The 24173-nt window shown below is 61.2% G+C and carries 19 protein-coding genes; 13 read left to right on the top strand and 6 right to left on the bottom strand.

Annotation, left to right across the window (positions count from 1 at the left end; translation table 11 throughout):
* Positions 1-27: 27 nt before the first annotated feature.
* The 5 genes from HHJ18_RS02875 (at position 28) to HHJ18_RS02890 (ending at position 7967) form a co-directional block, all read left to right on the top strand.
* Positions 28-1488, top strand: coding sequence for a sigma-54 dependent transcriptional regulator (locus tag HHJ18_RS02875; protein WP_296911327.1), 1461 nt, complete (start codon positions 28-30; stop codon positions 1486-1488).
* Between the two features lie 309 nt (positions 1489-1797).
* Positions 1798-4245: a nitrite reductase large subunit NirB gene (nirB, locus tag HHJ18_RS02880; protein WP_296911328.1), complete on the top strand. Its 2448-nt coding sequence runs from the start codon at positions 1798-1800 to the stop codon at positions 4243-4245.
* A gap of 132 nt (positions 4246-4377) precedes the next feature.
* Positions 4378-4800 (top strand): nitrite reductase small subunit NirD, encoded by a 423-nt coding sequence (nirD, locus tag HHJ18_RS02885; RefSeq protein WP_296911330.1) that lies wholly within the window; start codon positions 4378-4380, stop codon positions 4798-4800.
* A 33-nt stretch (positions 4801-4833) separates the two neighbouring features.
* On the top strand, positions 4834-4950 hold the full coding sequence (locus HHJ18_RS20935) for a hypothetical protein (protein WP_366558798.1): 117 nt from the start codon (positions 4834-4836) through the stop codon (positions 4948-4950).
* Positions 4951-5051: 101 nt separating this feature from the next.
* Positions 5052-7967: a nitrate reductase gene (locus HHJ18_RS02890; protein ID WP_296911332.1), complete on the top strand. Its 2916-nt coding sequence runs from the start codon at positions 5052-5054 to the stop codon at positions 7965-7967.
* A 46-nt stretch (positions 7968-8013) separates the two neighbouring features.
* Here HHJ18_RS02890 and HHJ18_RS02895 read toward each other — a convergent pair whose 3' ends face one another.
* Both HHJ18_RS02895 and HHJ18_RS02900 read right to left on the bottom strand, forming a co-directional pair.
* Positions 8014-9924: a histidine kinase gene (locus tag HHJ18_RS02895; RefSeq protein ID WP_296911334.1), complete on the bottom strand. Its 1911-nt coding sequence runs from the start codon at positions 9922-9924 to the stop codon at positions 8014-8016.
* A complete protein-coding gene (locus HHJ18_RS02900; RefSeq protein WP_296911336.1) occupies positions 9917-10636 on the bottom strand; it encodes a response regulator transcription factor in 720 nt (239 codons plus the stop codon). The genes HHJ18_RS02895 and HHJ18_RS02900 overlap by 8 nt, the downstream gene beginning before the upstream one ends.
* Positions 10637-10900: 264 nt before the next feature.
* Between HHJ18_RS02900 and HHJ18_RS02905 the strand changes: the two genes are divergently transcribed.
* The 8 genes from HHJ18_RS02905 (at position 10901) to HHJ18_RS02940 (ending at position 19434) form a co-directional block, all read left to right on the top strand.
* Positions 10901-13270 (top strand): hypothetical protein, encoded by a 2370-nt coding sequence (locus tag HHJ18_RS02905; RefSeq protein ID WP_296911338.1) that lies wholly within the window; start codon positions 10901-10903, stop codon positions 13268-13270.
* A 132-nt stretch (positions 13271-13402) separates the two neighbouring features.
* Positions 13403-14317 carry a DNA-binding protein YbiB gene (ybiB, locus tag HHJ18_RS02910; protein WP_296911339.1) on the top strand — a complete coding sequence of 305 codons (915 nt, stop codon included), beginning with the start codon at positions 13403-13405 and terminating at the stop codon, positions 14315-14317.
* The gene (gene cobA / locus HHJ18_RS02915) at positions 14314-15165 is read left to right on the top strand and encodes a uroporphyrinogen-III C-methyltransferase (protein ID WP_296911341.1); all 852 of its coding nucleotides are present in this window, start codon (positions 14314-14316) and stop codon (positions 15163-15165) included. The genes ybiB and cobA overlap by 4 nt, the downstream gene beginning before the upstream one ends.
* Positions 15166-15261: 96 nt before the next feature.
* Complete coding sequence (locus tag HHJ18_RS02920) at positions 15262-16254, top strand: hypothetical protein (protein WP_296911343.1); 993 nt, start codon at positions 15262-15264, stop codon at positions 16252-16254.
* Positions 16255-16425: 171 nt separating this feature from the next.
* Positions 16426-17715, top strand: coding sequence for an NAD(P)/FAD-dependent oxidoreductase (locus HHJ18_RS02925; RefSeq protein ID WP_296911345.1), 1290 nt, complete (start codon positions 16426-16428; stop codon positions 17713-17715).
* 373 nt (positions 17716-18088) lie between these two features.
* Positions 18089-18301 (top strand): 30S ribosomal protein S21, encoded by a 213-nt coding sequence (rpsU, locus tag HHJ18_RS02930; protein WP_007872347.1) that lies wholly within the window; start codon positions 18089-18091, stop codon positions 18299-18301.
* 116 nt (positions 18302-18417) lie between these two features.
* Positions 18418-18879, top strand: a complete 462-nt coding sequence (locus HHJ18_RS02935) for a GatB/YqeY domain-containing protein (protein WP_296911348.1) — start codon at positions 18418-18420, stop codon at positions 18877-18879.
* Between the two features lie 81 nt (positions 18880-18960).
* Positions 18961-19434 carry a hypothetical protein gene (locus HHJ18_RS02940; RefSeq protein ID WP_296911349.1) on the top strand — a complete coding sequence of 158 codons (474 nt, stop codon included), beginning with the start codon at positions 18961-18963 and terminating at the stop codon, positions 19432-19434.
* Between the two features lie 24 nt (positions 19435-19458).
* Here HHJ18_RS02940 and HHJ18_RS02945 read toward each other — a convergent pair whose 3' ends face one another.
* The 4 genes from HHJ18_RS02945 to HHJ18_RS02960 all read right to left on the bottom strand — a co-directional run bounded on the left by HHJ18_RS02945 (position 19459) and on the right by HHJ18_RS02960 (position 24144).
* On the bottom strand, positions 19459-20322 hold the full coding sequence (locus HHJ18_RS02945; protein ID WP_296911351.1) for a DUF4198 domain-containing protein: 864 nt from the start codon (positions 20320-20322) through the stop codon (positions 19459-19461).
* A 151-nt stretch (positions 20323-20473) separates the two neighbouring features.
* Positions 20474-20716, bottom strand: a complete 243-nt coding sequence (locus tag HHJ18_RS02950) for a hypothetical protein (RefSeq protein ID WP_296911353.1) — start codon at positions 20714-20716, stop codon at positions 20474-20476.
* 11 nt (positions 20717-20727) lie between these two features.
* Positions 20728-22224, bottom strand: a complete 1497-nt coding sequence (locus tag HHJ18_RS02955) for a DUF4331 domain-containing protein (protein WP_296911355.1) — start codon at positions 22222-22224, stop codon at positions 20728-20730.
* A gap of 204 nt (positions 22225-22428) precedes the next feature.
* Positions 22429-24144: a cobyric acid synthase gene (locus HHJ18_RS02960; RefSeq protein ID WP_296911356.1), complete on the bottom strand. Its 1716-nt coding sequence runs from the start codon at positions 24142-24144 to the stop codon at positions 22429-22431.
* Positions 24145-24173 lie beyond the last annotated feature (29 nt).

A 24173-nucleotide genomic window follows, 5' to 3' on the forward strand; every position in this document is an offset into this window, starting at 1 on the left:
CTCTGTACCCAATCTATACCCAAAATTATGAGCGCTGCCATCCTGATCATCGAAGACGAGATCGTACTTGCCAAAAACATGCGTACCTACCTTGAGCGCAACGGCTACGAAGTGCGCTGCGCCGAAAGCGCCGAGGAGGGTCTGGCGGCGCTGGAGGATTTTCGCCCTGACGTCGTGCTGCTCGACTTCAACCTGCCGGGCATCGACGGGCTGCAGGCGATGGCGCGCATCCGCGCCTTCGACGCGGCGGTGCGAATCATCATGGTCACCGGGCATGGCAGTGTGGAAATAGCGGTGGAAGCCATGAAGTCTGGTGCAGTGGACTTCCTGACCAAGCCGGTGGCATTGGCCAAGCTGCGCTTGCTGATAGAGCGCGCCACCGAGAACGCGCAACGCCAGAGCGCGCTCGACTACTACCACAAGCGGGACAGCCAGGGAACTGACTTCAGTGCCTTGCAGGGCGAATCGACCGGAATGCGCAAGATCAAGGCGATGATGCAGCAGCTGCTACAAGCCGAAGCGCGCCTGCAAGACGGTGAGGCGCCTGCGGTGCTTGTAGTTGGCGAGACTGGCACCGGCAAAGAGCTGGTAGCCCGGGCGCTGCACTTCAACGGCCCGCGCCGAGACAAGCCCTTCGTCGAGTTGAACTGCGCGGCACTGCCCGCGCAACTGCTGGAATCGGAGCTTTTTGGCCATGAACGCGGCGCCTTCACCGATGCGCGGGAACGCAAACTCGGCCTGGTCGAGACGGCCCAGGGCGGCACGCTGTTTCTCGATGAAATCGGCGACATGGAACCGGCCCTGCAGGCCAAGCTGCTCAAGCTGCTGGAAGATCGCACGGTTCGCCGGCTTGGCAGCGTGCGCGAGCAGCGCGTCAACGTGCGCATCGTCGCCGCCACGCACCGGCCGCTGGAGCAGCTGGTGCGTGATGGCCAGTTTCGCGCCGACCTGTACTTTCGGCTGCGTGTGGTGCAACTCGATCTGCCGCCCTTGCGCGAACGCGGCGACGACATCATGCGACTTGCCGAAAGCTTTTTGCAGCACCACGCGACACGCTACGGTAAACCGACGCCACGCGTGACTCTGGCCGCGCGCCAAGCCCTGCTGAGCCACAGCTGGCCGGGCAACGTGCGCGAATTGCGCAACCGGCTCGAACAAGCGGTGCTGCTTTGCACGGATCAGACCCTCGACGAATCGCTTCTATCTTTGAGCCCGGCGTCGCGTGACGTGGCCGGGCCAGCGACGCCTTCCACTGCGGCGGCGCGCGCTACGCCAGTCGCGCAGCCGGACGACACGAGCAGCGCCATGGCCCGCACGCTGCCTGAGCTGGAACGCGAGGCGCTGGTGCAGGCTCTCGAACGTACCGGCGGCAACGTCAGCCGCGCTGCCCGGGAACTCGGAATCAGCCGCGACACGCTGCGCTACCGCATCGAAAAGTACGGCCTGACCGCGTCAATGGTGCAGAGCAGCTTCGGCGACCTGCGCTGAAGCTGCGGGCAGTTTCGGGCCGGCCTTGTTGTTGGTCTGAACGCCGTGCACCAAGGCCACGCGCCGCACCGGCCCAATTTGGTGCGACATCTTGGTGCATGGCGATTGGGCGTATCACATACGAGGCTGCGCTAAACCTTTTTTGCTATTTTTTTAATAGCTACCGGCGCCGGTTCAACACGGGCTAGAGGCGTATTTCTTCAATAATTTTCCCAAAAGGCAGCGCCTGCGCGTGTCCGGCCCCGGCATGGCATGGGCTTTGCGCTAACTGAATCACTTAATCACTTAGATAGTGCAACGGAAAGCCTCATGAAAAAATCCCGCCTGGTGATGATTGGCAACGGCATGGCAGGTGTGCGTACCCTGGAGGAATTGCTCAAGGTTGCGCCCGATCTGTATGACATCACAGTTTTCGGTGCCGAACCGCATCCCAACTACAACCGCATATTGCTGTCTCCTGTGCTGGCCGGGGAACAGACGCTCGACGAGATCGTGCTCAATTCCTGGGACTGGTACAGCGACAACCACATCACGCTGCACGCCGGCAAAACAGTGGTCGAAGTGGACCGCGTCCAACGCATTGTGCGCGCCACGGACTCGAAAGGTGACATCACCGAAGCACCCTACGACCGGCTGCTGATGTGCACCGGCTCGAATCCCTTCATCTTGCCGGTGCCCGGTAAGGACTTGCAAGGCGTGATCGCCTACCGCGACATTGCTGACACCAACGAAATGATTGACGCGGCTAAAAAGTACAAGAAAGCCGTGGTGATTGGCGGCGGCCTGCTCGGCCTGGAAGCGGCCAACGGCCTGATGCTGCGCGGCATGGAAGTTAGCGTTGTGCATGTCATGCCGACCCTGATGGAGCGGCAGCTGGACAGCGTGGCCGGCAAACTGCTGCAAAAATCGCTGGAACAGCGCGGCCTGAAGTTCCTGATTGGCGCGCAGACGCAGGAGCTGGTGGGCGGACCGGATGGCCGCGTGACCGCCATCAAATTCAAGGATGGCACCGAGCAGGCGACTGATCTGGTGGTGATGGCCGTCGGCATACGCCCCAACACCACACTGGCCGAGTCCATGCGCCTGCACTGCAACAAGGGCATTGTGGTGAACGACACCATGCAGACCACCACCGATGCGCGCATTTACTCGGTCGGCGAATGCGCGGCGCACCGCGGCATTGCCTACGGCCTGGTGGCGCCGCTGTTCGAGCAGGCCAAGGTGGCGGCCAACCATCTGGCGCAGTTCGGCATAGGCCGTTACACCGGCTCGCTCACCTCCACCAAGCTCAAGGTGACGGGCATTGACCTCTTCAGTGCCGGCGAGTTCATGGGCGGCGAAGGATGCGAAGAAATCGTCATGAGCGACCCGTTTGGCGGCGTCTATAAAAAACTGGTCATCAAGGACGACAAGCTGATTGGTGCCTGCCTGTATGGCGACACGGTCGATGGCAGCTACTACTTCAAGCTGCTGCGCGATGGCCGCAGCGTCGCCGATATCCGCGACAAGCTGATGTTTGGCGAGTCCAGTATTGGCGACACCGGGCATGAAGGCCACACCAGGGCCGCGTCCATGCCCGACGACGCCGAAGTCTGCGGCTGCAACGGCGTCACCAAAGGCACGATCTGCAAGGCTATTCGGGAAAAAGGCTTGTTCACGCTGGACGAGGTGCGCAAGCACACCAAGGCCAGCGGCGGTTGTGGTTCGTGCACCGGCCTGGTCGAACAGCTTCTGATGTTTACCGCCGGCGGCGACTACTCGGCCACGCCCAAACTGAAGGCCATGTGCAGCTGCACCGAACACGGCCACCAGGCGGTGCGCAATGCGGTTCGTGACCACAAGCTGCTCAAGATCGCCGACGTGTACGGCTTCATGGAATGGAAGACGCCGAACGGCTGCGCCAGCTGCCGCCCCGCCGTCAATTACTACGTGACCAGCACTTGGCCCAAGGAAGCCAAGGACGATCCGCAGAGCCGCTTCATCAACGAGCGCAGCCACGCCAACATCCAGAAGGACGGCACCTACAGCGTGATTCCGCGCATGTGGGGCGGCGAAACCTCGGCCAGCGAGTTGCGCCGCATTGCCGACGCGGTCGACAAATACAAAATTCCGACGGTCAAGGTCACCGGCGGCCAGCGCATCGACCTGCTGGGCGTCAAGAAAGAAGACCTGGTCAATGTCTGGAAAGACATCGGCATGCCCAGCGGCCACGCCTACGCCAAGGCGCTGCGCACCGTCAAGACCTGCGTCGGCAGCGAATGGTGCCGCATGGGCACACAGGACAGCACGCAAATGGGCAAGGACCTGGAGCGCGCCATGTGGCGCATGTACGCGCCGCACAAGGTCAAGTTTGCCGTTAGCGGCTGCCCGCGCAATTGCGCCGAAGCCGGCATCAAGGACGTCGGCATCATCGGCGTGGACAGCGGCTGGGAAATGTACGTCGCCGGCAACGGCGGCATCAAGACTGAGGTCGCGCACTTTTTTGTCAAGCTCAAAACTGCTGCAGAAGTGCTGGAGTACACCGGCGCCTTCTGCGAGTTATACCGTCAGGAAGGCTGGTACCTGGAGCGCACCGTGCACTACGTCAATCGCGTCGGTCTGGACTATGTGAAGAAAAAAATCCTGGACGACCACGAAGGCCGCAAGGCGCTGTGGGAGCGGCTGCAGTTTGCGCTGGATGGCGAGCCCGATCCCTGGTTTGAACACCAGCAGGCCGCTGTGGACACGCGCCAGTTCATTCCGATCGCGGTGCTTTGATGGGGTAACGCCCGGCTCCTTCCCCCCCAAGGCGGGAAGCAGAAAATCGGCGAATTATCCGTCAACTAATTTAAATTAAAAGTGCCTGTAGCGCTTATCCCACCTGCGTTACCTGCTATAAAAGGGATAGCAATGAGTGAATGGAAAAAAATCTGCCTGGTCAATGACATCCCGCTGTTGGGCGCACGCCGGGTGGCGCGAGCGCAGGGCATGGCGGTTGCCGTTTTTCGCAGCAGCGAAGACAAGGTGTTTGCCTTGCTGGACCGCTGCCCACACAAGGGTGGCCCCTTAAGCCAGGGCATTATTTTCGGCGAGACTGTCGCTTGTCCGCTGCACAACATGACCATAGGCCTGGCCGACGGCTGCGCCAAGGCACCCGACGAAGGCTGCACGCCAAAATTCACCTGCAAGGTCGAGGGCGGCGAGGTCTATCTCGACGCCAATGAGCTGGCTACGCTGGCGCTTGATTTACAGCCACCCCGGGCCGGACCGGGCGCATCCACCGGCGCGGTGGGCGACCAGACCTTCGCCGTGCAGGCACCCCACAGCGGGTGAACCCGCTTGCCGCCAAATGGAACAAAACCACCCATGAGGGAAACGCGATCGACCTGCCCTTATTGCGGCGTCGGCTGCGGTCTCGCGCACGCGCGGCCCGCTGGGCGGATTCATGAGACACCGCAGCCGGAGCATTTCACACATGGCTGAGACAGGCTCAACGTGCCCCTATTGGGAGGTCGGCTGCGGTGTGGCGCACGCGCGGCCCGCTGGGCGGATTCATGAGACACCGCAACCGGAGCATTTCACACATGGCTGAGACGCGCTCAACGTGCCCCTATTGCGGCGTCGGCTGCGGTGTGGTTATCGAATCGCAAGGCGACCAGATTACCGGTGTCAGGGGCGACCCAGAGCACCCGGCCAACTTCGGTCGGCTCTGCACCAAGGGCGCCACGCTGGCACTGACCGCCTCCAGCGTGGTGACCAGGCAAACGCGGCTGCTGTACCCGATGCGGCGCGAGCACCGGCATGAAGCGGCCAAGCGCGTCTCGTGGGACAGCGCGCTGGACTTTGCCAGCGAGAGCTTTGCCCAGATCATTCGCAACCATGGTCCAGATGCCGTGGGTTTTTATATTTCAGGCCAGTTGCTGACCGAGGACTATTACGTCTTCAACAAGCTGGCCAAGGGCTTGATTGGCACCAACAACATCGACAGCAACTCGCGCCTGTGCATGAGCAGCGCGGTGGCGGGCTATAAGCAGACGCTGGGCGCCGACGCCCCGCCGAACTGCTACGACGATGTGAAGCATGCCCAGTGCATCTTCATTGTTGGCAGCAACACGGCTTACGCGCACCCGATACTGTTCAGGCGCATTGAAGATGCCAAGGCGGCCAACCCGGCGCTCAAGATCATTTTTTGCGACCCGCGCCGCACCGACACCGCCGAGATTGCCGACCTTTACCTGCCCATCCTGCCCGGCACCGACGTGTCGCTGTTCAACGGCCTGCTGCACATCATGCTGTGGGAAGGCTGGACCGACGCGGCCTACATCGCCGCACACACCAGCGGCTTTGACGAACTGAAAAGCACGGTGCGCGACTACACGCCCGACCTGGTAGCCGACACCTGCGGCATCAAAAAAGATGACCTGCTGGCTGCCGCCAGGCTGTTTGCCACCTCCCCCGCCACGCTCAGCCTGTACTGCCAGGGCTTGAACCAGTCGAGCAGCGGCACCGCTAAAAACGCCGCGCTGATCAACCTGCACCTGGCCACCGCCCAGATCGGCAAGCCGGGTGCCGGGCCGTTTTCACTGACCGGTCAGCCCAATGCCATGGGCGGGCGCGAGGTCGGCGGCATGGCCAATCTACTGAGTGCCCACCGCGATCTGGCCAACCCGGCCCACCGCGCGGAAGTCGCCGCGCTCTGGGGCGTCCCGTCGGTTCCCGAAAAACCGGGCAAGACCGCCGTTGAGATGTTTCAAGCCGCCGCCGATGGCGAGATCAAGGCACTCTGGATTGCCTGCACCAACCCGGCCCAGTCCATGCCGGACCAGGCGACGGTGCGCCGTGCGCTGGAGCGTGCAAAGCTGGTAGTGGTGCAAGAGGCCTTTGCCACTACGGCCAGCTGCGACTATGCCGACCTGCTGTTGCCCGCCACCACCTGGGGCGAAAAGACCGGCACGGTGACCAACAGCGAACGCCGCATCAGCCGGGTGCGGCCGGCGGTTGCAGCGCCCGGCGAGACGCGGCACGACTGGTCGATTGCGGTTGATTTTGCGCAGCGGCTTGAAAAACGCCTGCAGGGTTTTGACCAGAAGACGCTGTTTCCCTATTACCTGAGCGAGAAAGACGACGAAGGCGCGGGTGCTGAAGCGATCTGGAACGAGCACCGCGAATCCACCCGCGGTCGTGATCTGGACATCACCGGCATGAGTTACGCCATGCTGGAGCAAGCGCCTCAGCAATGGCCACTCAAATCTGGCGAAAGCACCGGAAAAATCCGGCTTTATGAGGACGGCATTTTCCCCACGGCCGATGGCAAGGCACGCTTCGTCAACACCGTTTACAAACCGGTGGCCGAGCCGCGCGAATCACGCTTCCCGTTTTCGCTGACCACCGGGCGGTTGCGGGACCAGTGGCACGGCATGAGCCGCAGCGGCACGCTGGGCCGGCTGTTTGGCCATGTGGCCGAACCTTCGATCCAGATGAATGTGCAGGATATGGCGCGGCGCCTGCTGAAAGAGGGCGACCTGGTGCATGTCACCTCCAAGCGCGGCTCCATCGTTGTGCCGCTGCAGGCATCTTCCGAGGTGGCCGTGAGCCAGGCCTTCATGGCAATGCACTGGGGTGGCGAGTATCTGAGCGGCCTGTCCAGCATCGGCCAGCCGCTGGCGGGCGTCAACGCCCTCACCACCTCGGCCTATTGCCCCAGCTCGAAACAGCCCGAGCTCAAACACGCCGCGGTCAAAATACTGAAAGCCGAACTACCCTGGTCCCTGCTGGCCATGGCCTGGCTGCCCGATGGGGAAGCGCTGGCGGCGCGCGAACAGCTGAAAGACCTGATGACGGCGTTTCCCTTTAGCAGCTGCGTGCCGTTTTCCGACAGCACCCCGTTGGCAGAGGCCTACCGACAACGCACCGGCGTGTTGTTTCGCGCTGCCGCCCACGAGGCACCGGCCGAGGAAACGCTGGCCCACCTCGAACGCATCCTGGGCCTCAGTGGCCTGGACACGCTGCGCTATGCCGACAAGAAAAAAGGCCAGCGCCGCACGGTGCGGCTGCATCGACCGGTGCTGCAAGGCGAGCAGGCGGAACTGCAACTGGCCGGTTTCGTGCTGGCCGGCGACACCAGCGCCCAGGCCTGGATCACCACGCTGCTGAAAGACCAACTGCCCGCGCAGGCTTATGGCCGCCTATTGCTGTCGCCTGGCGCCAAGCCCCCGGTGGCGGTGCAGTCACGCGGGACACTGGTATGCACCTGCTTTAACGTGACGAATGCGGCGATTGAGAGGCAGCTCCAGGCCATTAGCGAGCGCGCTGGCGCAATCGGCGACCTTGCCACCGACAAAGACAGGCTGGCTTCGCTGCAGGACGCACTCCGATGCGGCACCAACTGCGGCTCCTGTGTCCCGGAGCTCCAGCGCATGGTCCGCTCGTCGCGCGCTGCAATACCCGCCGGCGCGCGACCGATGGAGCGCGCCGTGATCCCGGTTCAACTGGCCGACTGATCGCGCAGCGCAGGATTGGGATGCCTGGACATCATGGTCGCCAGCTTCAACCCAGCACGATTTCCACCACCGTGTTGCCAGGCTCGCTGACAATTTCCAGTCGCGCATCAATCGCCGCTGCCCGTTCCCGCAGTGAGCCCAGTCCTCTGGTTTTTACGCGGTCCAGCTCAAAGCCACAGCCGTTGTCCATCACCAGCACCTGCGCGCCGCCCTGCACCGTGGAATGCAGCTCGATGCGCAGCACGCTGGCGCGCGCATGCTGCAGCACGTTGGAGAGCGCCTCGAAGACCATGAACTGCAGCTGTCGCATGGCTTTGTGATCGAGCCGCACCAGCGGCGCAAGCAGGTCCACGTCCCACTTGAGCTCGATGTCGGAAGCCTTGAAGCGCGGCTCCAGCCGGTATCGCAGGTTGGCCAGCAGGGCCGTGATGTCGCCTGGCGGCAGGTTGATGGCGTCGATAGACAGCTTGAGCTGGTCCAGCGAGTCACGCAAGGTCTGCAGCACCTCTCCCTGGCTTGCCCGCCCTGACTCCAGTTGCCGGATGGCCGTGCTGATGTGCGACCCCACGCCATCGTGCATGTCGCGCAAGATGCGTGCGCGCTCGGCGGTACGCTCCTGCTCGCGGGCGAGTTGCTCCACGCGCTGGTAACTCTGCGCCAGTTCGTGCTCTTTTTGCGCCACCCGCGCCGCCAGGTTGGCCGTGAGGTCGCGCGCCTGGCCGCTGACCGCACGGAACCGCATGACCACGATGTACCCCAGCGTCAGTCCGAACAGCAAAGAGCTGTAGCGCAGGTAGGTGTTTCCGCCGTACGTCTGACTGAGCCGAAACGCATACAGATCGCGTATACCCACCAGCGTGTTGAGCAGCAGCGCGAAAGCTACCATCTTGTGCGGCAAAGGCCCACCGCGCGCCGCCTTCCAGATAAAAAGCACGACAAAAATCAAGGAAGTGAGACCCGAGACGGCGTACAAAAGCGTCATCGCCAGCGGATGACCGTAAATCAGCGCGCCGGTACCGGCGCCAACACTTGCCACCAGCAACAAAGCCAGCCAGTGGCGCAACCAGCGGGCCATGGGTAGCCTGCTCCAGCCGGCAACCTCCATGCAAAACAGCGTCATGCTGCAAACCCATAGCGTCGACGACACCAGCGCCACCATGCCCCACCAAGGCCAGTCCAGCGGTGGGTGCTCGATGAGCGCGTCGCTGATGCTGACCGTCCAGCACAGCTCGGCCAGACCCGCAAAAAGATACAAAGGGTCATGTCGAGGCTGCCCGAGCTCGTCCCCATTGATCTGGCTGGCCCACAAGGCCATAGCCATCGCACCGATCAGCAAGCTTGCGATGACCACCACCAGCGAACCTGTAGTACGCCAGCGGTAATCGTGCAGATAGAGCGCTTCCACCGTCTCATCCGGGCCCAAAGTGAGTGGTGCCAGACCACCGCGCCTGCCCACGTCGGCCCGGATATGAACCCGGAAAAGGTTGCTGTTGCGCAGCAGCCCCGGCGAAATCACGATGTAGCGCGGTCCCTTGGCAAAGTCCGGCCCGTTGCCCTGCAGCAAGTCACCATTGCGCTGCAGCAGCGTGCCGTTAAGCCAGATTTCATAGGCGTTGCCCAGCCTGGGTAGGTACAGGGCTTGCGGCGCCGTCGGCACCTCGTCCAGATCAAAGGGTATTTCGAAGGTGGCCTGGCCCGGCAGGCCTGGGTGATGACGGTCCCAGTGGTAGGGCAGGCTGACCGCCAGTCCCGTCATCTGGCCTTGCACCGTCACAACGGCCCGTGCCTCCCGCAGTTCCAGCACTTCAGGTGCCAAGGCCTGTGCCTGCAAGGCCGGGCAGGCGAGGAGCAGCGCCAGGCCCCACCTGACCGCCCGCCGCAGAGCGCACTGCACTTGCACCAAACCATGCCTAGAGACGCAGCGCAGTAGAGCGCCCCCGGCGCCAGCATCAGCCATGCCGCTCCAGCAAGCCCATGCGCGTGGCTTCAAATACGGCCTCGCTTTTGGAGTGCACGGCAAGTTTTCCATAAAGGTGCTTGATATGCGTCTGCACGGTGTGCACGCTCAGACCCTGTAAACGAGCGATTTCTGCATAGGAAAACCCGCGGGCAATTAAGGCCAGAACTTCCTGTTCACGTGCGGACAGAAAACCCGGCTGCGCCACCTCATCCAGCACTCCAACTGCTTCCTTTTTCATAGCTACAGGCGCGTGATCTACGGGTGTACGCGCCTTGTTGGCCTGATCAGACCGGTATTTGGACAAGACCCGCCGCGCGATCATGGGGGAAATCGGCGAAGCACCGCCCTTCATCTCCAGAATGGTCTGGGCAATGTCCTCGGGTGCCGAGTCCTTGTGGATGTAGCCCAGGGCACCGGCTTCGATGCTGGCCAGCACGTTGTCTTCGTCGCCAAACATCGAGATCACCAGCGGCTCGCACGCTGGATGCAGGCGCGTGGCGTGGCGGATCACGTCCAGCCCGCTGCCGTCGGGCAGGCCCAGATCGGTCAAAAGCACATCCACGGCGTTGCCAGGGTCGTCCAGCCAAAGCCGGGCCTCAGCCAGCGTGCTTACGCTGGCTGCCAGTTCAAGCTTTTCGCAGCGCACCACGCTTGCCGCAAAAAACTCGCGCATCTGCGCATCGTCTTCAACAATTAATACACGCCACACTGGAACCACCCTGTTTTATGGGTCATTCAAAATGACCTCACCCTGCGTTGCGCCAAGCTTATCGGCAGTTGCAGCCTTGGCCGCCCGCCGACCAAAGAACTGCCGCGAAGCCAGATCTGCCTTGTTTTGAAGAATACGAGCTTGGCCGTTTAGTTACATCCCATATCTATGTGATGCACTTTGTCACAACTATATATATATTAGTTACAAGCGCAATCCGGAGAACTCTCGGGACCGCTTCGTTCAAATCTTTGGGAGATTTACATGACTATGAAGCTTAGTAGGCTGGCGCTTGCCCTGGCAAGTACGGCCATGCTGACAATGGCCGGATGTGGTGGCGATAGCAGTGGCGTTTCCAGCGCAACGCCGCCCATCGTTGCGAGCACCACCGACGTCTCAGTCGCGGTGATTGACGGCGCCATCAGCAAAGCCACGGTTTGCCTCGACAAAAACCTCAACGGCGTTTGCGATGCTGGCGAACCCTCGGGCAAAACGGACGCCACCGGCAACGTCACCCTACAGGTGGCCCCAGCCGATGTCGGTAAATTCCCCGTTCTCGCGGTCGTTGGCCTGGACGCGGTCGATGCCGATCACGGCCCCGTCACAACGGCCTTCACGCTGCAGGGTCCTGCAGACAAATCGGCTGTGGTCAGCCCGCTGACCACTCTGGTTCAGAGCCTGATCGCCAGCACCGGCGCCACAAGCACCCAGGCCGAGGCTTCCGTCAAAGCGCAAACCGGCATCAATGTTTCGCTGTTTGAAGACTTCACCAAGAGCACCACGCCCGACAGCCAGGCGGCAGGCACGCTGGCGCGCACGGTCGTTCTGGTTACACAGCAGCAGTCCGATGCGCTCAAAACCGCCATAGGCACCAAAGCCATTGACGGCACGGTGATTACTGCGGCCGATCTAAATAAACTTATTCAGAACAAACTGCTGGAAATTCTGCCCGCGCTGGTAACGGCCATTGCCGACTCCAATGTTAAGGATGGCACGGCAGCCAATAACCCTGCCTTGCTGGTCTTGGCCAAGGCCTTGGTGGCCGACCCTGCCACGGGCCTGACGACTGCTTCCGTCGCCACGCTGGTGGCAATTAATAACCAGACCTCTTCGACAGCCCCCGTGGCGGCTGAAGCACCGGCAGCTGGTGCATCGCTGCGAGCCCTCAAATTTACAGACGTGGACAACTGGGTCTCGCGCGTGTTCACCTCAACGCTAGCGCAGAACACCCCTGACGCGTCAGGCAACGTCAAGTACGTGGAACGCCGCAATCAAAGCACCGCCGCCAATGTGGCCAGCTGGAACACCGGCGGCAGTCCCAGCGGCCAGTCAGACCTGCATTTCAATGGTTCAGCCTGGGCAGCTTGCACCTTGAACCAAGAAAGCAGCAACAGTGTGCGTGATGGCAAAGGCAACAGCACCTATAACCATTGCAACAACAACGAGACGGGCAGAAGCAATCGCGCCACGTTCGACGTTTCGGGCAAAACCATGGCCAGTGTCATCACAGACGTTCGCGCTGCGGGATACACCAACCTGTCGATCGGCGACAACACAGCAGCCACCTTGACCACACTGCTGGGCAGCACGACTTTCCCGCCCGGCGCTTCCCTGCTTTACCAGTCCAGCACCCCTTTGACCGAAGCCATCGGCTACTACCCGGGAAGCAGCCAGCTGGTGACACAGTACAGCGCGTCGGTCTCTGCCGGAGGTACAAGTGCGGGTTGTACCTCCAACGAATTTAAGAACACCAATGGCGCCAAAAGCACCACACTGGAGAGCATGGTCAGTGCCATGACGGGTACGCCGTGCGTCTTCGGGCAAGGCAGCTTTACATACAACACAGTCAAGTACACCAGCCCGGACACCAGCGACGAGGCCTGGGGCAACAGCACGGTGGGCATCGGCACCGTCGGCACAGCACCGGTAGGTACAGGTCCGACGGCACCCGGCTTTTACAGCGGCAACACCAAACTGCGCGTGGCATTCAAGGGCACGGGCACTAATCCGCTCACTTACTACGCTTGCAAGGAGCGCTTTAACAACGGCTCGACGCGCAACTGCACGGCAATCGGCACAGGTTCCTACACCATTGCAACCTTGGGCGATGCACGGGTGATGACGCTCAACAACGCGCCTTCGCAGACCTTGCCATTGACATTTACACGGGTTTTCGTTGAACGCGGCGGTCTTGTTCATGCCGGCTACCAAAACAAGCCAAGCGTGAACAACACGGCTCGGCTGAATCTGACAGGCACCAACGCGCTGTTCACCCAGCTTGGGCTACCCGTCGTGGACCCCGCCACGCCCTTGGCATTGACGAAGACCTCATATGCGGGCGACTGGGAGGTGTTTGATACAACGGTATCTACCGCATCGACAGTCATTAGCCTTTTCAACGACGGGAATACAAGCTGCAAAGCATATGAGAACGGCATACAGGTTCGCGCCACTTTCTCCTGTCCGTTGACGTTTACTAATTTGGTGAGTGGCGACTTTACGGAAACGGACTCAGACGGTGGCTCGACCAATACAGCCACTGGTGTGTTCAACTTTTTGACAGGCACAGCAAGTGGTACTTACGTCGAGGTAGGCCCCTCGGCAACGGGAAGCTTTACGGGCGCCCGTCGCTGAAGCCCAACCCAGCGCAGGCCAGCCCGCCTGGTTTAAGAAAGCCCCGCCACGGCGGGGCTTTTTTTCGCCCTGGCAATTCACAGGGCCGCCTAAGCTCATAACTGCAAGGCAGCCTTCACCGACAATCGCCGCATGTCAATCGCTCACTACATCAAAGTCATAGGCCGCGGCAAAGACGGCGCGCGCCCGTTGTCGCGTGAGCAGGCCTGTGACCTGCTCGGCCAGGTGCTCGATGGCACGGTGACCGATCTGGAAATCGGCGCCTTTTGCCTGGCCATGCGCATCAAGGGGGAAACACCCGAGGAGATGGCAGGATTTCTTGATGCCGTGCAGCGGCGCCTGAGCCCCCTGCCCGCCAGCGACCGTCCCACGGTGGTGCTGCCCAGCTACAACGGCGCGCGCAAATTACCGCTGCTGACACCACTGCTGGCCTTGCTGCTGGCGCGCGAGGGGCTGCCGGTACTGGTACACGGCACGCCGACTGAATCTAGCCGCGTATTTGTATCAGAAGTGCTTCTAGCCCTTGATATACGGGCGCCATCTGCTATTAAAAAAATAGCAGATGGCGAGGTGGCCTTTATTCCAACCGAGCTGCTGTGTCCGGCCCTGAAGCGCCTGCTGGATGTGCGCCGCGTAGTGGGGCTGCGCAACCCGGCGCACAGCCTGGTCAAGATCATGAACCCGCTGGCCAATGGCCTGGGCAAGGCGCTGGTGGTCAGCAGCTACACCCACCCCGAATACGCGCTGGCTATGGCGCAGACTTTTGAGCTGGTGCAGGCCAATGCGCTGTTGCTGCGCGGCACTGAGGGCGAAGTGGTGGCCGACGCGCGCCGCATGCCGAAAATGGAGGCATTCATTCACGGCCAGCGCTCGCTGCTGCAAGAGGCGCAGGCAGGAACCCTGGCCGCGCTGCCGGATCTACCCACAACGGTTGACGCTGCCAGTACGGCGGCCTACATTCAGTCGGTAATGGCGGGCGAGCGACCGCCTCCTCCGTCGATTGCAAGGCAGGTGGAACACATCTTGCGTCTGGTTAAGCAACTATGAATAACGGCAGCACCAACCCCACTGCAAACGCAAACCGCACCCTTTTGGCGCACGGCAAATGCACGCTGGTGGGTGCCGGCCCGGGCGACCCGGAACTGCTCACGATCAAAGCCCTCAAGGCCATCCAGAACGCCACCGTGCTGCTGGTGGACGACCTGGTCAGTGACGAGATCGTGGCGTTCGCCTCGCCCGATGCGCGTATCGTGCATGTCGGCAAGCGCGGCGGCTGCAAGTCGACGCCGCAGGCCTTCATTGAAAAGCTCATGGTGATGGCGGTTCGGGAAGGCGAAAACGTAGTGAGGCTGAAGGGCGGCGACCCCTTTATTTTTGGTCGCGGCGGCGAAGAAGTCGAGCACCTGCGCGCTGAAGGCGTGCCGGTGGAGGTCATCAACGGCATCACCGCCGGGCTGGCCGCCGTCACATCACTGGGCGTGCCGCTCACACACCGCCAGCATGCGCATGGCGTGGTGTTTATCACCGGCCACGCCAAGCCCGGCAAAGACGGCGATAAAGGCGCTAACGGCGCTAACGGCGTTAACGGCACCGACTGGCACGCGCTGGCTGCCACGGCTCACAGCGCCCGGCTGACGCTGGTGATTTACATGGGCGTCAGTGCTGCAGCGCGCATCCAGCAAGCGCTGCTGAGTGGCTTGCCAGCGGCGACGCCGGTCGCCGTGATCCAGAACGCATCGCTGCCTTCTCAGCGCCACATCACCACCACGCTGGGGATGCTGGCAGACGCCATCACGGCGGCCGACATGGCCAGCCCGGCCGTCATCGTCGTTGGCGATGTGATTCACGGGGTGACGCTGGCAGCGCAGCACCCCGACGCACTTCGCGTGGCCTGAGCCGGCAGAGCCTACTTGGCCACACCACGCGCATCGGGGCGTCACGGCGCCGTCATTCAAGCCGATTAAACTCAGTTTTTTTGACCGGATCAACCCATGTCACCACGTTTATTGGCCGGTGCGCTGCTGGCCATCAGCTTGAGTTGCGCGCAGGCGCAAACTTTTTCATTCGGCCTGTGGGGCGACATGCCCTACCAGAAAGCCGGCGACGAGCCGAAAATCCCGGCACTGCTCAAAAGCATCAACCAATCGGACATCGCCTTTTCCATTTATGACGGCGACATCAAGGACGGCAGTTCCAAATGCACCGATGACATCTATGCCTCGGCCCTGACCATGTTCGGCCAGATGGAAAAGCCGATGGTGTACCTGCCGGGCGACAACGAGTGGACGGATTGCCACCGCCTGAACAATGGCGGCTACGACGGACTGGAACGCCTCGGCTACTTGCGCAAAACCATGTTTCCCACGCTGAACTCCCTAGGCAAGCGCCAGATGCCATTGATCCACCAGGCACCGGTTGGCGAAAAGTTTGTAGAGAACACACGCTTCAACTACCGCGACATTGTGTTTGCGACCTTGAACGTGCCCGGCAGCAACAACAACAAAGTGCTTGACGACAAAGACTGCAGCAACAAAAGCGCACGCACGGCCGCCCAATGCGAAGCCGGCAACGCCGAGTACCTGGAGCGCGACGCCGCCAATGTGCGCTGGATGCAGCAGGCCTTTGCGGCTGCCAAAAGCAGCAAGGCGCGCGGCCTGGTACTGGCGTTTCAGGCCGACCCGGGTTTTGACCTGCCCGAGACCGAGGACAAGGATGAAAGCCAGGCACCAAAATTCAGCGGCTACCGCAATTTCATCAACAGCGTGGTGGCGGAGACCGAACAATTTGCCGGCCAGGTTTTGCTGGTGCACGGCGACACGCATTTCTTCAAGGTCGACAAGCCGCTGTACAGCCCGACCAAGCTGCTGACCAACCTGACGCGCCTGCAAACCTTTGGCAGCCCGCTGATTCACTGGGTGCGCGTGACGGTGGACGCAAAAAATGCCAACGTCTTTGCGATTGAGCCGGTGATCGTCAAGCAGTGAGTCAATAAAGACGCGGCGCAAGTCGCCGGCACGTTCTGCCAAGCGTGGCGCCAGCAGGACGGGACTACACTGCCGTGTTCAAAAAGACGGTGAAACGGGCTTCAAGCCCCAGCCAAGGCGCTATGTTTTTTATAGCTGCTCACGCCCGTCTTGTATGGGCCAAGGGCTGATTTGACATATAAATTCGATGTGGTGGTGGTTGGCGCGGGCGCGGCCGGGCTGTTTTGCGCCGGTTTGGCGGGCCAGCGCGGTCTCAAGGTGCTGCTGCTGGACCACAGCCAGAAAGTGGCCGAGAAAATCCGCATCTCGGGCGGCGGGCGCTGCAATTTCACCAACCGCGACGTCGGGCCGGCCAACTTTTTAAGCGAAAATCCGCACTTTTGCCGCTCTGCGCTGTCACGCTACACCCCGCAGGACTTCATGGCCCTGCTGCAGCGCCACGGCATTGCTTTTCATGAAAAGCACAAGGGCCAACTGTTTTGCGACCACTCGGCCGAAGACGTGATCAACCTGCTACTGGCCGAGTGCGACGCCGGCCAGGTGACGCGCTGGCAGCCCTGCAGCATAAAAAGCATAAAATATGCTTCTAACCCATACAAAACGGGCGTAAGCAGCTATCAAATAGATAGCGACCGTGGCGCTATCGAAGCGCCGCAGGTGGTGATTGCCACGGGCGGCCTGTCGATTCCCAAGATAGGCGCAACCGACTTTGGCTATCGGCTGGCCAGCCAGTTCGGCCTGCGCCTTGTGGAGCCGCGCCCTGCACTCGTTCCGCTGACCTTTGACGGCGCCCACTGGGCACCGTTTGCCGAGCTCGCCGGCCTGGCGCTGCCGGTGCAGATCGAAACTTCTGCGCCAGACGCCACAGCCAAGCAACGCAAAAAAGCCGTGGATTTTTCAGAAGACCTGCTGTTCACCCACCGCGGCCTGAGCGGGCCGGCCGTGCTGCAGATCTCCAGCTTCTGGCGCGAAGGCCAAAGTGTGCGCATCAACCTGGCGCCCGGCGTTGATTTGCCCACGCAGCTGCTGCGCGCCAAGGCCGCTTCCCGGAAACTGGTCGGCAACGAACTGGCCAGCCTGGTGCCGGGTCGCCTGGCCGACGCCTGGGTCAGCCAGGATCCCACCCTGCAGCGCCCCATCAGCGACGCCACCGACAAAGCCCTGCTGGGTCTGGCGCAGCGGCTGACCGGCTGGGAACTCACGCCCAACGGCTCGGAGGGCTACAAAAAGGCCGAAGTCACGGCTGGCGGCGTCGATACCCGCGACCTGTCGTCCCAAACCATGGAATCGAAACAGCCCGGCCTTTATTTCATTGGCGAAGTGGTCGATGTGACCGGCTGGCTGGGCGGCTACAACTTCCAGTGGGCCTGGGCCTCGGGCTTTGCCTGTGCCGAGGCGCTGGTGGCTGCGGCGGCAGTTGGCAAAGACAGATCAGCAGACATCTCAAGCGTTTCGCTGTAGTCTGCGGCCGGAACAGCCGGCGGTCCAAAGCGCTGGACCGGCCGCGTCCTGAGCGGTCTCGTGATCGTGCCCTGCTGTTTGCAGGGAGGTCGCGCCGAAACAAGAAGTTGCTGTCCAGCGCGCAACTGGCAAGAATGCATGGCTTCTCCGGCATCGCCAGCCGCCAGCCCGATGCTTGGCGCTACGTCCCGGAAGTTCACTTGAAGCCTCCGTCCGTGGGCCCAAGCCGCTCTTGGCGGGCACGCTCAGCCCCCGTAGCGCTAGGGTGGCGCATGTTTAGGCTATATAATCCAAGGCTTTGCTAGCAAACCCGCGCCTGGCCTGATCCTGATCAGATCAATTAAGGCGCACATTCCTTTGGATCAACCAATCAATGACCACCATTCGCGTAAAAGATAACGAACCCTTTGACGTGGCTCTGCGCCGTTTCAAGCGCACCATTGAGAAACTCGGTCTGCTGACCGACCTGCGCGCCCGTGAGTTTTATGAAAAACCCACCGCCGAGCGCAAGCGTAAGAAGGCAGCCGCCGTCAAACGCAACTACAAACGCATCCGCTCCATGCAGTTGCCTAAAAAGCTGTACTAAACCGTACCGCTTTTTGGTCACTCAAAAGCCCGCAAGAGGACGCTCTGCGGGCTTTTTCAATTTGACGCGACGTATTGCACACTGCCTTTTTTTAGCACCCCTTTCAGGAGCCAGAAATGTCACTTAAAGATCAGATCACCGAAGACATGAAGAACGCCATGCGTGCCAAGGACAGTGAGCGGCTAGGCACCATCCGCCTGCTGCTGGCTGCCATCAAGCAAAAAGAGGTCGATGACCGCGTGCTGCTTGACGATGTGGCCGTGGTCGCCATCGTCGACAAGCTGATGAAGCAGCGCAAGGACTCGATTGAGGCCTTTCAAAAAGCTGCGCGTACCGACCTGGCCGACAAGGAAGCCGCCGAACTCGTGGTGCTGCAGGCTTACCTGCCGGCGCGGCTGAGCGCCGACGAAGTCAGCGTCGCTGTGAAAGCCATCGTCGCCGATCTGACTGCGGAACTGGGTCGTCCGGCCGGCCCCGGCGACATGGGCAAGGTCATGGGCGCGGTGAAAGCCCAATTGGCCGGCAAGGCCGACATGGGCCAGGTTTCGGCCGCAGTGAAAGCCGCACTGGCCGGTTGATGTCTGGCCTGCCTGCTTGGGCCGCTGACGTTGTATTCACCATGGTCTTCACGGCCGGACCACATCCTCTGGAGTCAAGACTTGCGAAACCTGTTCTTTCTAGCCGCCCTTCTTAGCGCCACGTTTGGCTCGGCCGCCGCCCAAGCGGCCGGCCTCCTGCCCTCTGCCACCCATGCAGCCAGCCCCAACAACGCACAGGGAGTACCCACGCCGCATCCCATTGTGGGCAACTGGACCTGGAAGCTGCAAGGCAAGGCATGTAGTGAAAGCAATGAATACCGTGCCAACGGCAGCCGGGCGGGCAACAGCGGAGACGAGGTCATCCAGGGCAGCTACGAAATTGCACCCCTTCCCAGCCTGCTGGGCTTTTACCGCCTTGTCGAGACCGTGACAACCACAAACGCCAAGCGCGACTGCTCTGGCGACCTGCATGAAGCGTCGGACCCGCCCGTCACCCGCTTCATCCAGTTCAACCCAAAAAGAGACCAGTTCATCATTTGTAAAGCCGAGTCACTGCAGGCTTGCTTCGGTCCTTTGAAAAAAATGCCGGCTTAACGCTGCACACAGTCCCGCGAGGAATCAGTTGCTGCTCTGGGTGCGACCAGCCGGGCTTCGGCCGGCTAAATCAAAGGTCAGGTTTCCCCAGTAACTGTCCCAGTCCGCTTCGGCCGTTTCAGTGGCGGCGATCATGTGAACCACGCTAAGCATCCAGAGGCCAGCGTAAGGAAAATTAAAGACCAGTTTGCCGCCGGCGTCGCTGTGTGTCCGGATCAGCAGGGTTTGACCGTCGTGCTTATACCAGGCCTTGACCAGCCGGTTGGGCAGGGGTTTGCCTTCAAACAAAACCTGAAAGCGCATCGCGGCCCCCGGCGCCTGCGTCAAGGTATCCTGAGCAGGCACTATTTGCAGCCGCTGCGCCGTCTGCGTTGTCGTGCTGGCTTTGTTTTTTGCATTGATCGCCAGCAACGTTTTGATGTTGCGGCGAAAGCGCTCACGCCCGGGCTTGGCGGCATCGCCCGTCGCCTCGCGGCGCTTGATGATGTCGTCAAGACCCTCGTCGTGCAGATAAGCGGAAAACTTGTCGGCAGGCAGTGTGACGAGGCTGGGGTGGCTGTCCAGCGCTATCAGATGCGTGCCAGCGCAGCCCAGCTGCAGCTTGAACTGACCAAGCGCCACGCCGGCAGGCACCCGGCTCATCAAATCTTGCTGCTCGCCACAGGCATATTGTCGCAAGGCGACGATATAGGCTGACGTAAAGGGCAGCTTGTCGCCCTCAAAATACTGGCCTACCTGAATGGTGAGCTCCGCGGCACTTCTTGCCGGCGGATTGGACGGCTGGGCCTGCAACCAGAACTCGTGAGCCTTTGCAGGCACTGCGCAAAAAAAGACCAGCACAGGCAGCATCAAACGCAGTGGAATCATCATGGCCTTCAACTCAGTCAAGGTTAAGAATAAACGGCGAGCGCAGGGTTACCCAGTCCATAAGAAACAAAAAAAGGCCCGCGTTCAGCGGGCCTCTTCTTGGTCCCCTCTTGCGTTGGGGAAAATAACACAAACAGCTGGCTACGCCAAACCGTTTGCTGCGTCTGCCTGCTTAACTTCCCAGCGACGTCGTATCGGCGTCGTCAGGCGAAGTCGCTGTCACGGAGTCTGTTTCCCTGGAATCGGCATCGTCGGGACTGGTTGCAACCATTGCGGTCACCAAGACCATAAAACTATCCGCAAGCGGACCCGACGGGCCGCCGCTTGAGTTTCCGCCGTCGCCACTATCACTGCAGGCGGCTAGCGTCAGGATCACGGCCGAAAGAACGGCACCTGAAAGAAAAATGCGCTTCATCATTTGTCTCCCTAGTTGTTGCCGGGAAGCGGCGTGTTGAGATAAGGGAAGGTGACCTTGAAATCGGCGGCGGTCTTGCGAACGCCGTCTGTCAGGGCAGCCCCGCCAGCTTTCGCATCAGCTGGTTTGCAACCTACCTTCAATTTATCGGTATCGCCGGTCAAGACGCAAAGCGCGCCCATAGCGACCCGCAAGGACAAGTCCACCACATCATCGCCAGGACGGCGCCCGTTTGGAAAGCCGGCATTGTCGCCCGCCGCCACGCCAAGCGGATTCTGCGCTCCCGCTGCGGCAGCTGGCGTCGTGGTGTTCAGGCGCAGCATTTCCGAGGGAACCACATTTTTCGGCTGGTTCAGGCCTTCAAGCCCTTTCAAAAATACCGTGACCAGATCGGTACGGGGGAAGTTGGTGGGTGCCGGTGCGCCAGGGAAAAGCGTCTGCACCAAGGCAGGCAGGGTCGGGTTGGTGACGTAGTCTAAAAATTGCGCGTCCCCAATCGGCTTGGACGCATTGAACCGATCCTTGTCCTCGGTACCAATGACCACCTCGTTGACCAGCGGCATGCCTACCCGCGAGACCTGGGCCCACGGCCCGCCTTCCTTGCTGGCGCTGTTGGTGCCGCGCGGCGAAGGATTGATCAGCCGGCCCTGCCGCACGCTGGCGGTGGCGTAGGCACCAATGACGGGCTCGCTTGCTGTGGTCAGGCAAGCAATCGGCAGCTCAAGCGCAATCGAGCTGACATTTTTTCCTTCCAGATTATTGGGGTTGCCGCCAACCTCAGCGCCCAGCGGGTCGAGGTTAAATAAGTCAAAGATCTTGCCCACCGCAATATAAAACGACTCTTTCCGCTGACCGACAAAGACGCGACCGTTGCCGCAGCCAGGAATGGCGACCGTGTAAATGTGTTTGTTGGCATAGGCCTCATAGCCAGTGGCGCCGCCAAAGGTTTTGTCGCCAATGTTGTCGACCGGTTTGTCAAAATCAGTTGACCCTCCAGCAGAATTCGTCAGGCGCGTTTTGCTGCCGCGCCGGCGGTCGCCCGTGACCATGTCGATGGTGAAGGTTTCACGCACATTCAGCTTGGCATCATTAACGGCACTGATCGTGCCCGAATTGATGAGCGGAATCGACAAATTCTTGCCACCCACCGGCAAGGTCAGTTTGTTGTTTGTATTCTTGAAACGGAACTGGAAGCTCAGGTGCTCCTTGGCATCCCCGACGTTGTCGACGTGAACTTCATACAACCCGTTCTGATCGAATTGGTAAAAGTTCGGACCGCCTTGCGGGTCTTGAAACGGGATGAAGTTGGCGATCAAGGTCACGAAGTCCTGGCGCCCAGCCTCGTAGCTGCGAAACATGTAGAGGTCGGTGCCATCTACTTTGGGTTGATTAGCGATAAAGGGGCCTTCGCGATGGCTGGAGGCCAACGCAGGCAAGGCAAAGACACTCGCAAGTGCGCCTGCTAAAACCGAGGTAGAAATAATACTTCGCTTCAAGGAAAACTGCATGACTGACTCCTGGTTAGGTTGAAAAAAGGCCAGTCTCAGAGTAAGAAATTCGATAACCCGGCTTTGTAGGCGAAAGCGGAGCGATAAAGTCAGCCGGCGCGCTGCAAATCGAAAGCGCAGCGCCCAGCCAACCGCCAAGCTGGGCAGATCGCGCAAGGCAAAGCTCGCACCAAGCGCGGGCTTCGGTTAGTTACCGAAAAACGCTCAGCGTGCTGCTATCAGCGACTGGAGAACATCCGGCTGAAAATGCTGCGCGATATAGTCCGCCAGCCCCTCAAACACCGAATCGAGCGTGGGCGTGGTGGCGCCAAACAGCGCTTGCAGCACACGCGGATCTTCAAACAGGCCGTGCAGATACAGGCCCAGCACATTGCCTGCAGCGTTTTGCCAGGCCAGGCCCTCGGGCATGACGGCGTAAGCGATGTTGCCCGCCGCTGCCATGGCCGAATGGTGCGTGGTCTGGCCGTGGTGAATTTCGTAGCCCTGCACTTCAATGCCCGACAGGCTGGACCAGAGCCCACGCACCGGTGCGAACGCCGCCTGCCTGTGCTGCACGGTTTTGGCTTCAGCAAACAGCGTGACCAGCGGCAGCAGACCGAGGCCCGGGCCATTGCCGTCGATGCCGTGCGGGTCGATCAGCGCTTCGCCCAGCATTTGCAGGCCGCCGCAAATGCCCAGCACCGCACCGCCGCGGCCGGCATGGGCGGCAATTGCCTGGTCAAGCCCCTGCGCGCGCAGCCAGTCCAGGTCAGCGCTGGTGTTCTTGGAACCTGGCAAGATGATCCAGTCGGCCTCTGCCAGGCCGGTCAGCTCCGACGGGCTGCGCACCCATTTCAGACGCACGCCCGGCACGTTCTTTAGCGGCTGAAATTCATCCAGGTTGCTGATGCGAGGATAGGCCACGATGGCTACGACCAGAGGCGTCGAACGCCGCGAAGGGCCGCCCCGAGCAAGTTCAGCCCCTTCTCCTCGTGCAAGGGGCAGCGTACCGCCGAAGGCACGCGAAGCGACAAACGTGGGGGCCATATCAAACACACCATCTTCTTCAGGCAAGCCATGCTGCCACCACATCGGCAGCGTGGCGACGGTGGGCACGCCAGTCAGGTCTTGCAGCATTTGCGGCCCCGGGGCCAGCAAGCTGGCATCGCCACGGAACTTGTTGAGCACAAAGCCTTTGATCAACCCACGCTCGGCTTCATCAAGCATGGCCCAGGTCCCGTACAGGTGGGCAAACGCTCCGCCGCGGTCGATGTCGGTCACCAGCAGGCAGGCCGCATTGGCGTGCAGTGCCACGCGCATGTTGACGATGTCGCACGATTTGAGGTTGATCTCGGCGGGCGAGCCGGCGCCTTCAATTACCACCACATCGTTCTCCGCACGCAGTTCGTCCAGCGCCTGCGCCACCACCGGCCAGACCGACGCGCTGCGGCCTCGCCACGCCATGCGCGAGAGTTCGGCGTTGACCTGCCCCATCAGCACGACCTGGCTGTGCGTGTCTTTTTCGGGCTTGAGCAGCAACGGGTTCATGCGCACATCGGGCACCGCGCGCGCCGCCAGCGCCTGAAAATACTGGGCGCTGCCGATTTCGCCACCTGACATGGCCTCCACGCTGGTCGCTTCGCGTACTTCGCTGCCCCCCGAGGGGGTTAATTTTCCCAGGGGCGGCCCGGCGAACATGGCCTCCACGCTTGTCGCTTCGCGTACTTCGCTGCCCTCCGAGGGGGCTAATTTTCCTAGGGGCGGCCCGGCGGAAAATTGCGGTCGCCCTGCCACCACTCTGGCGTTGTTGCTCATGTTCTGCGCCTTGAAGGGCGCGACCTTCAGGCCCTGGCGCGCGTAATAGCGGCACAGCGCGGTGGTCAGCCAGCTTTTGCCGGCGCCGCTGGTGGTACCCAAAACCATCACGCATTTGGCGCTCATCTCGTTCTCCGTAATAAGCAGTTGTCACG

Origin of the sequence: Polaromonas sp. (genome assembly GCF_012927455.1) — a bacterium.
GTDB lineage: Bacteria > Pseudomonadota > Gammaproteobacteria > Burkholderiales > Burkholderiaceae_C > Polaromonas.

Bases quoted from the DNA above. Each gene is read 5' to 3' on its own strand.
- HHJ18_RS02920 (WP_296911343.1), top strand. From the start codon at position 15,262: ATGTCACCACGTTTATTGGCCGGTGCGCTGCTGGCCATCAGCTTGAGT.
- cobA (WP_296911341.1), top strand. From the start codon at position 14,314: ATGAATAACGGCAGCACCAACCCCACTGCAAACGCAAACCGCACCCTT.
- ybiB (WP_296911339.1), top strand. From the start codon at position 13,403: ATGTCAATCGCTCACTACATCAAAGTCATAGGCCGCGGCAAAGACGGC.
- nirD (WP_296911330.1), top strand. From the start codon at position 4,378: ATGAGTGAATGGAAAAAAATCTGCCTGGTCAATGACATCCCGCTGTTG.
- rpsU (WP_007872347.1), top strand. From the start codon at position 18,089: ATGACCACCATTCGCGTAAAAGATAACGAACCCTTTGACGTGGCTCTG.
- HHJ18_RS02875 (WP_296911327.1), top strand. From the start codon at position 28: ATGAGCGCTGCCATCCTGATCATCGAAGACGAGATCGTACTTGCCAAA.
- HHJ18_RS02950 (WP_296911353.1), bottom strand. From the start codon at position 20,716: ATGAAGCGCATTTTTCTTTCAGGTGCCGTTCTTTCGGCCGTGATCCTG.
- HHJ18_RS02955 (WP_296911355.1), bottom strand. From the start codon at position 22,224: ATGCAGTTTTCCTTGAAGCGAAGTATTATTTCTACCTCGGTTTTAGCA.
- HHJ18_RS02905 (WP_296911338.1), top strand. From the start codon at position 10,901: ATGACTATGAAGCTTAGTAGGCTGGCGCTTGCCCTGGCAAGTACGGCC.
- nirB (WP_296911328.1), top strand. From the start codon at position 1,798: ATGAAAAAATCCCGCCTGGTGATGATTGGCAACGGCATGGCAGGTGTG.
- HHJ18_RS02960 (WP_296911356.1), bottom strand. From the start codon at position 24,144: ATGAGCGCCAAATGCGTGATGGTTTTGGGTACCACCAGCGGCGCCGGC.
- HHJ18_RS20935 (WP_366558798.1), top strand. From the start codon at position 4,834: ATGAGGGAAACGCGATCGACCTGCCCTTATTGCGGCGTCGGCTGCGGT.
- HHJ18_RS02890 (WP_296911332.1), top strand. From the start codon at position 5,052: ATGGCTGAGACGCGCTCAACGTGCCCCTATTGCGGCGTCGGCTGCGGT.
- HHJ18_RS02895 (WP_296911334.1), bottom strand. From the start codon at position 9,924: ATGGCTGATGCTGGCGCCGGGGGCGCTCTACTGCGCTGCGTCTCTAGG.
- HHJ18_RS02935 (WP_296911348.1), top strand. From the start codon at position 18,418: ATGTCACTTAAAGATCAGATCACCGAAGACATGAAGAACGCCATGCGT.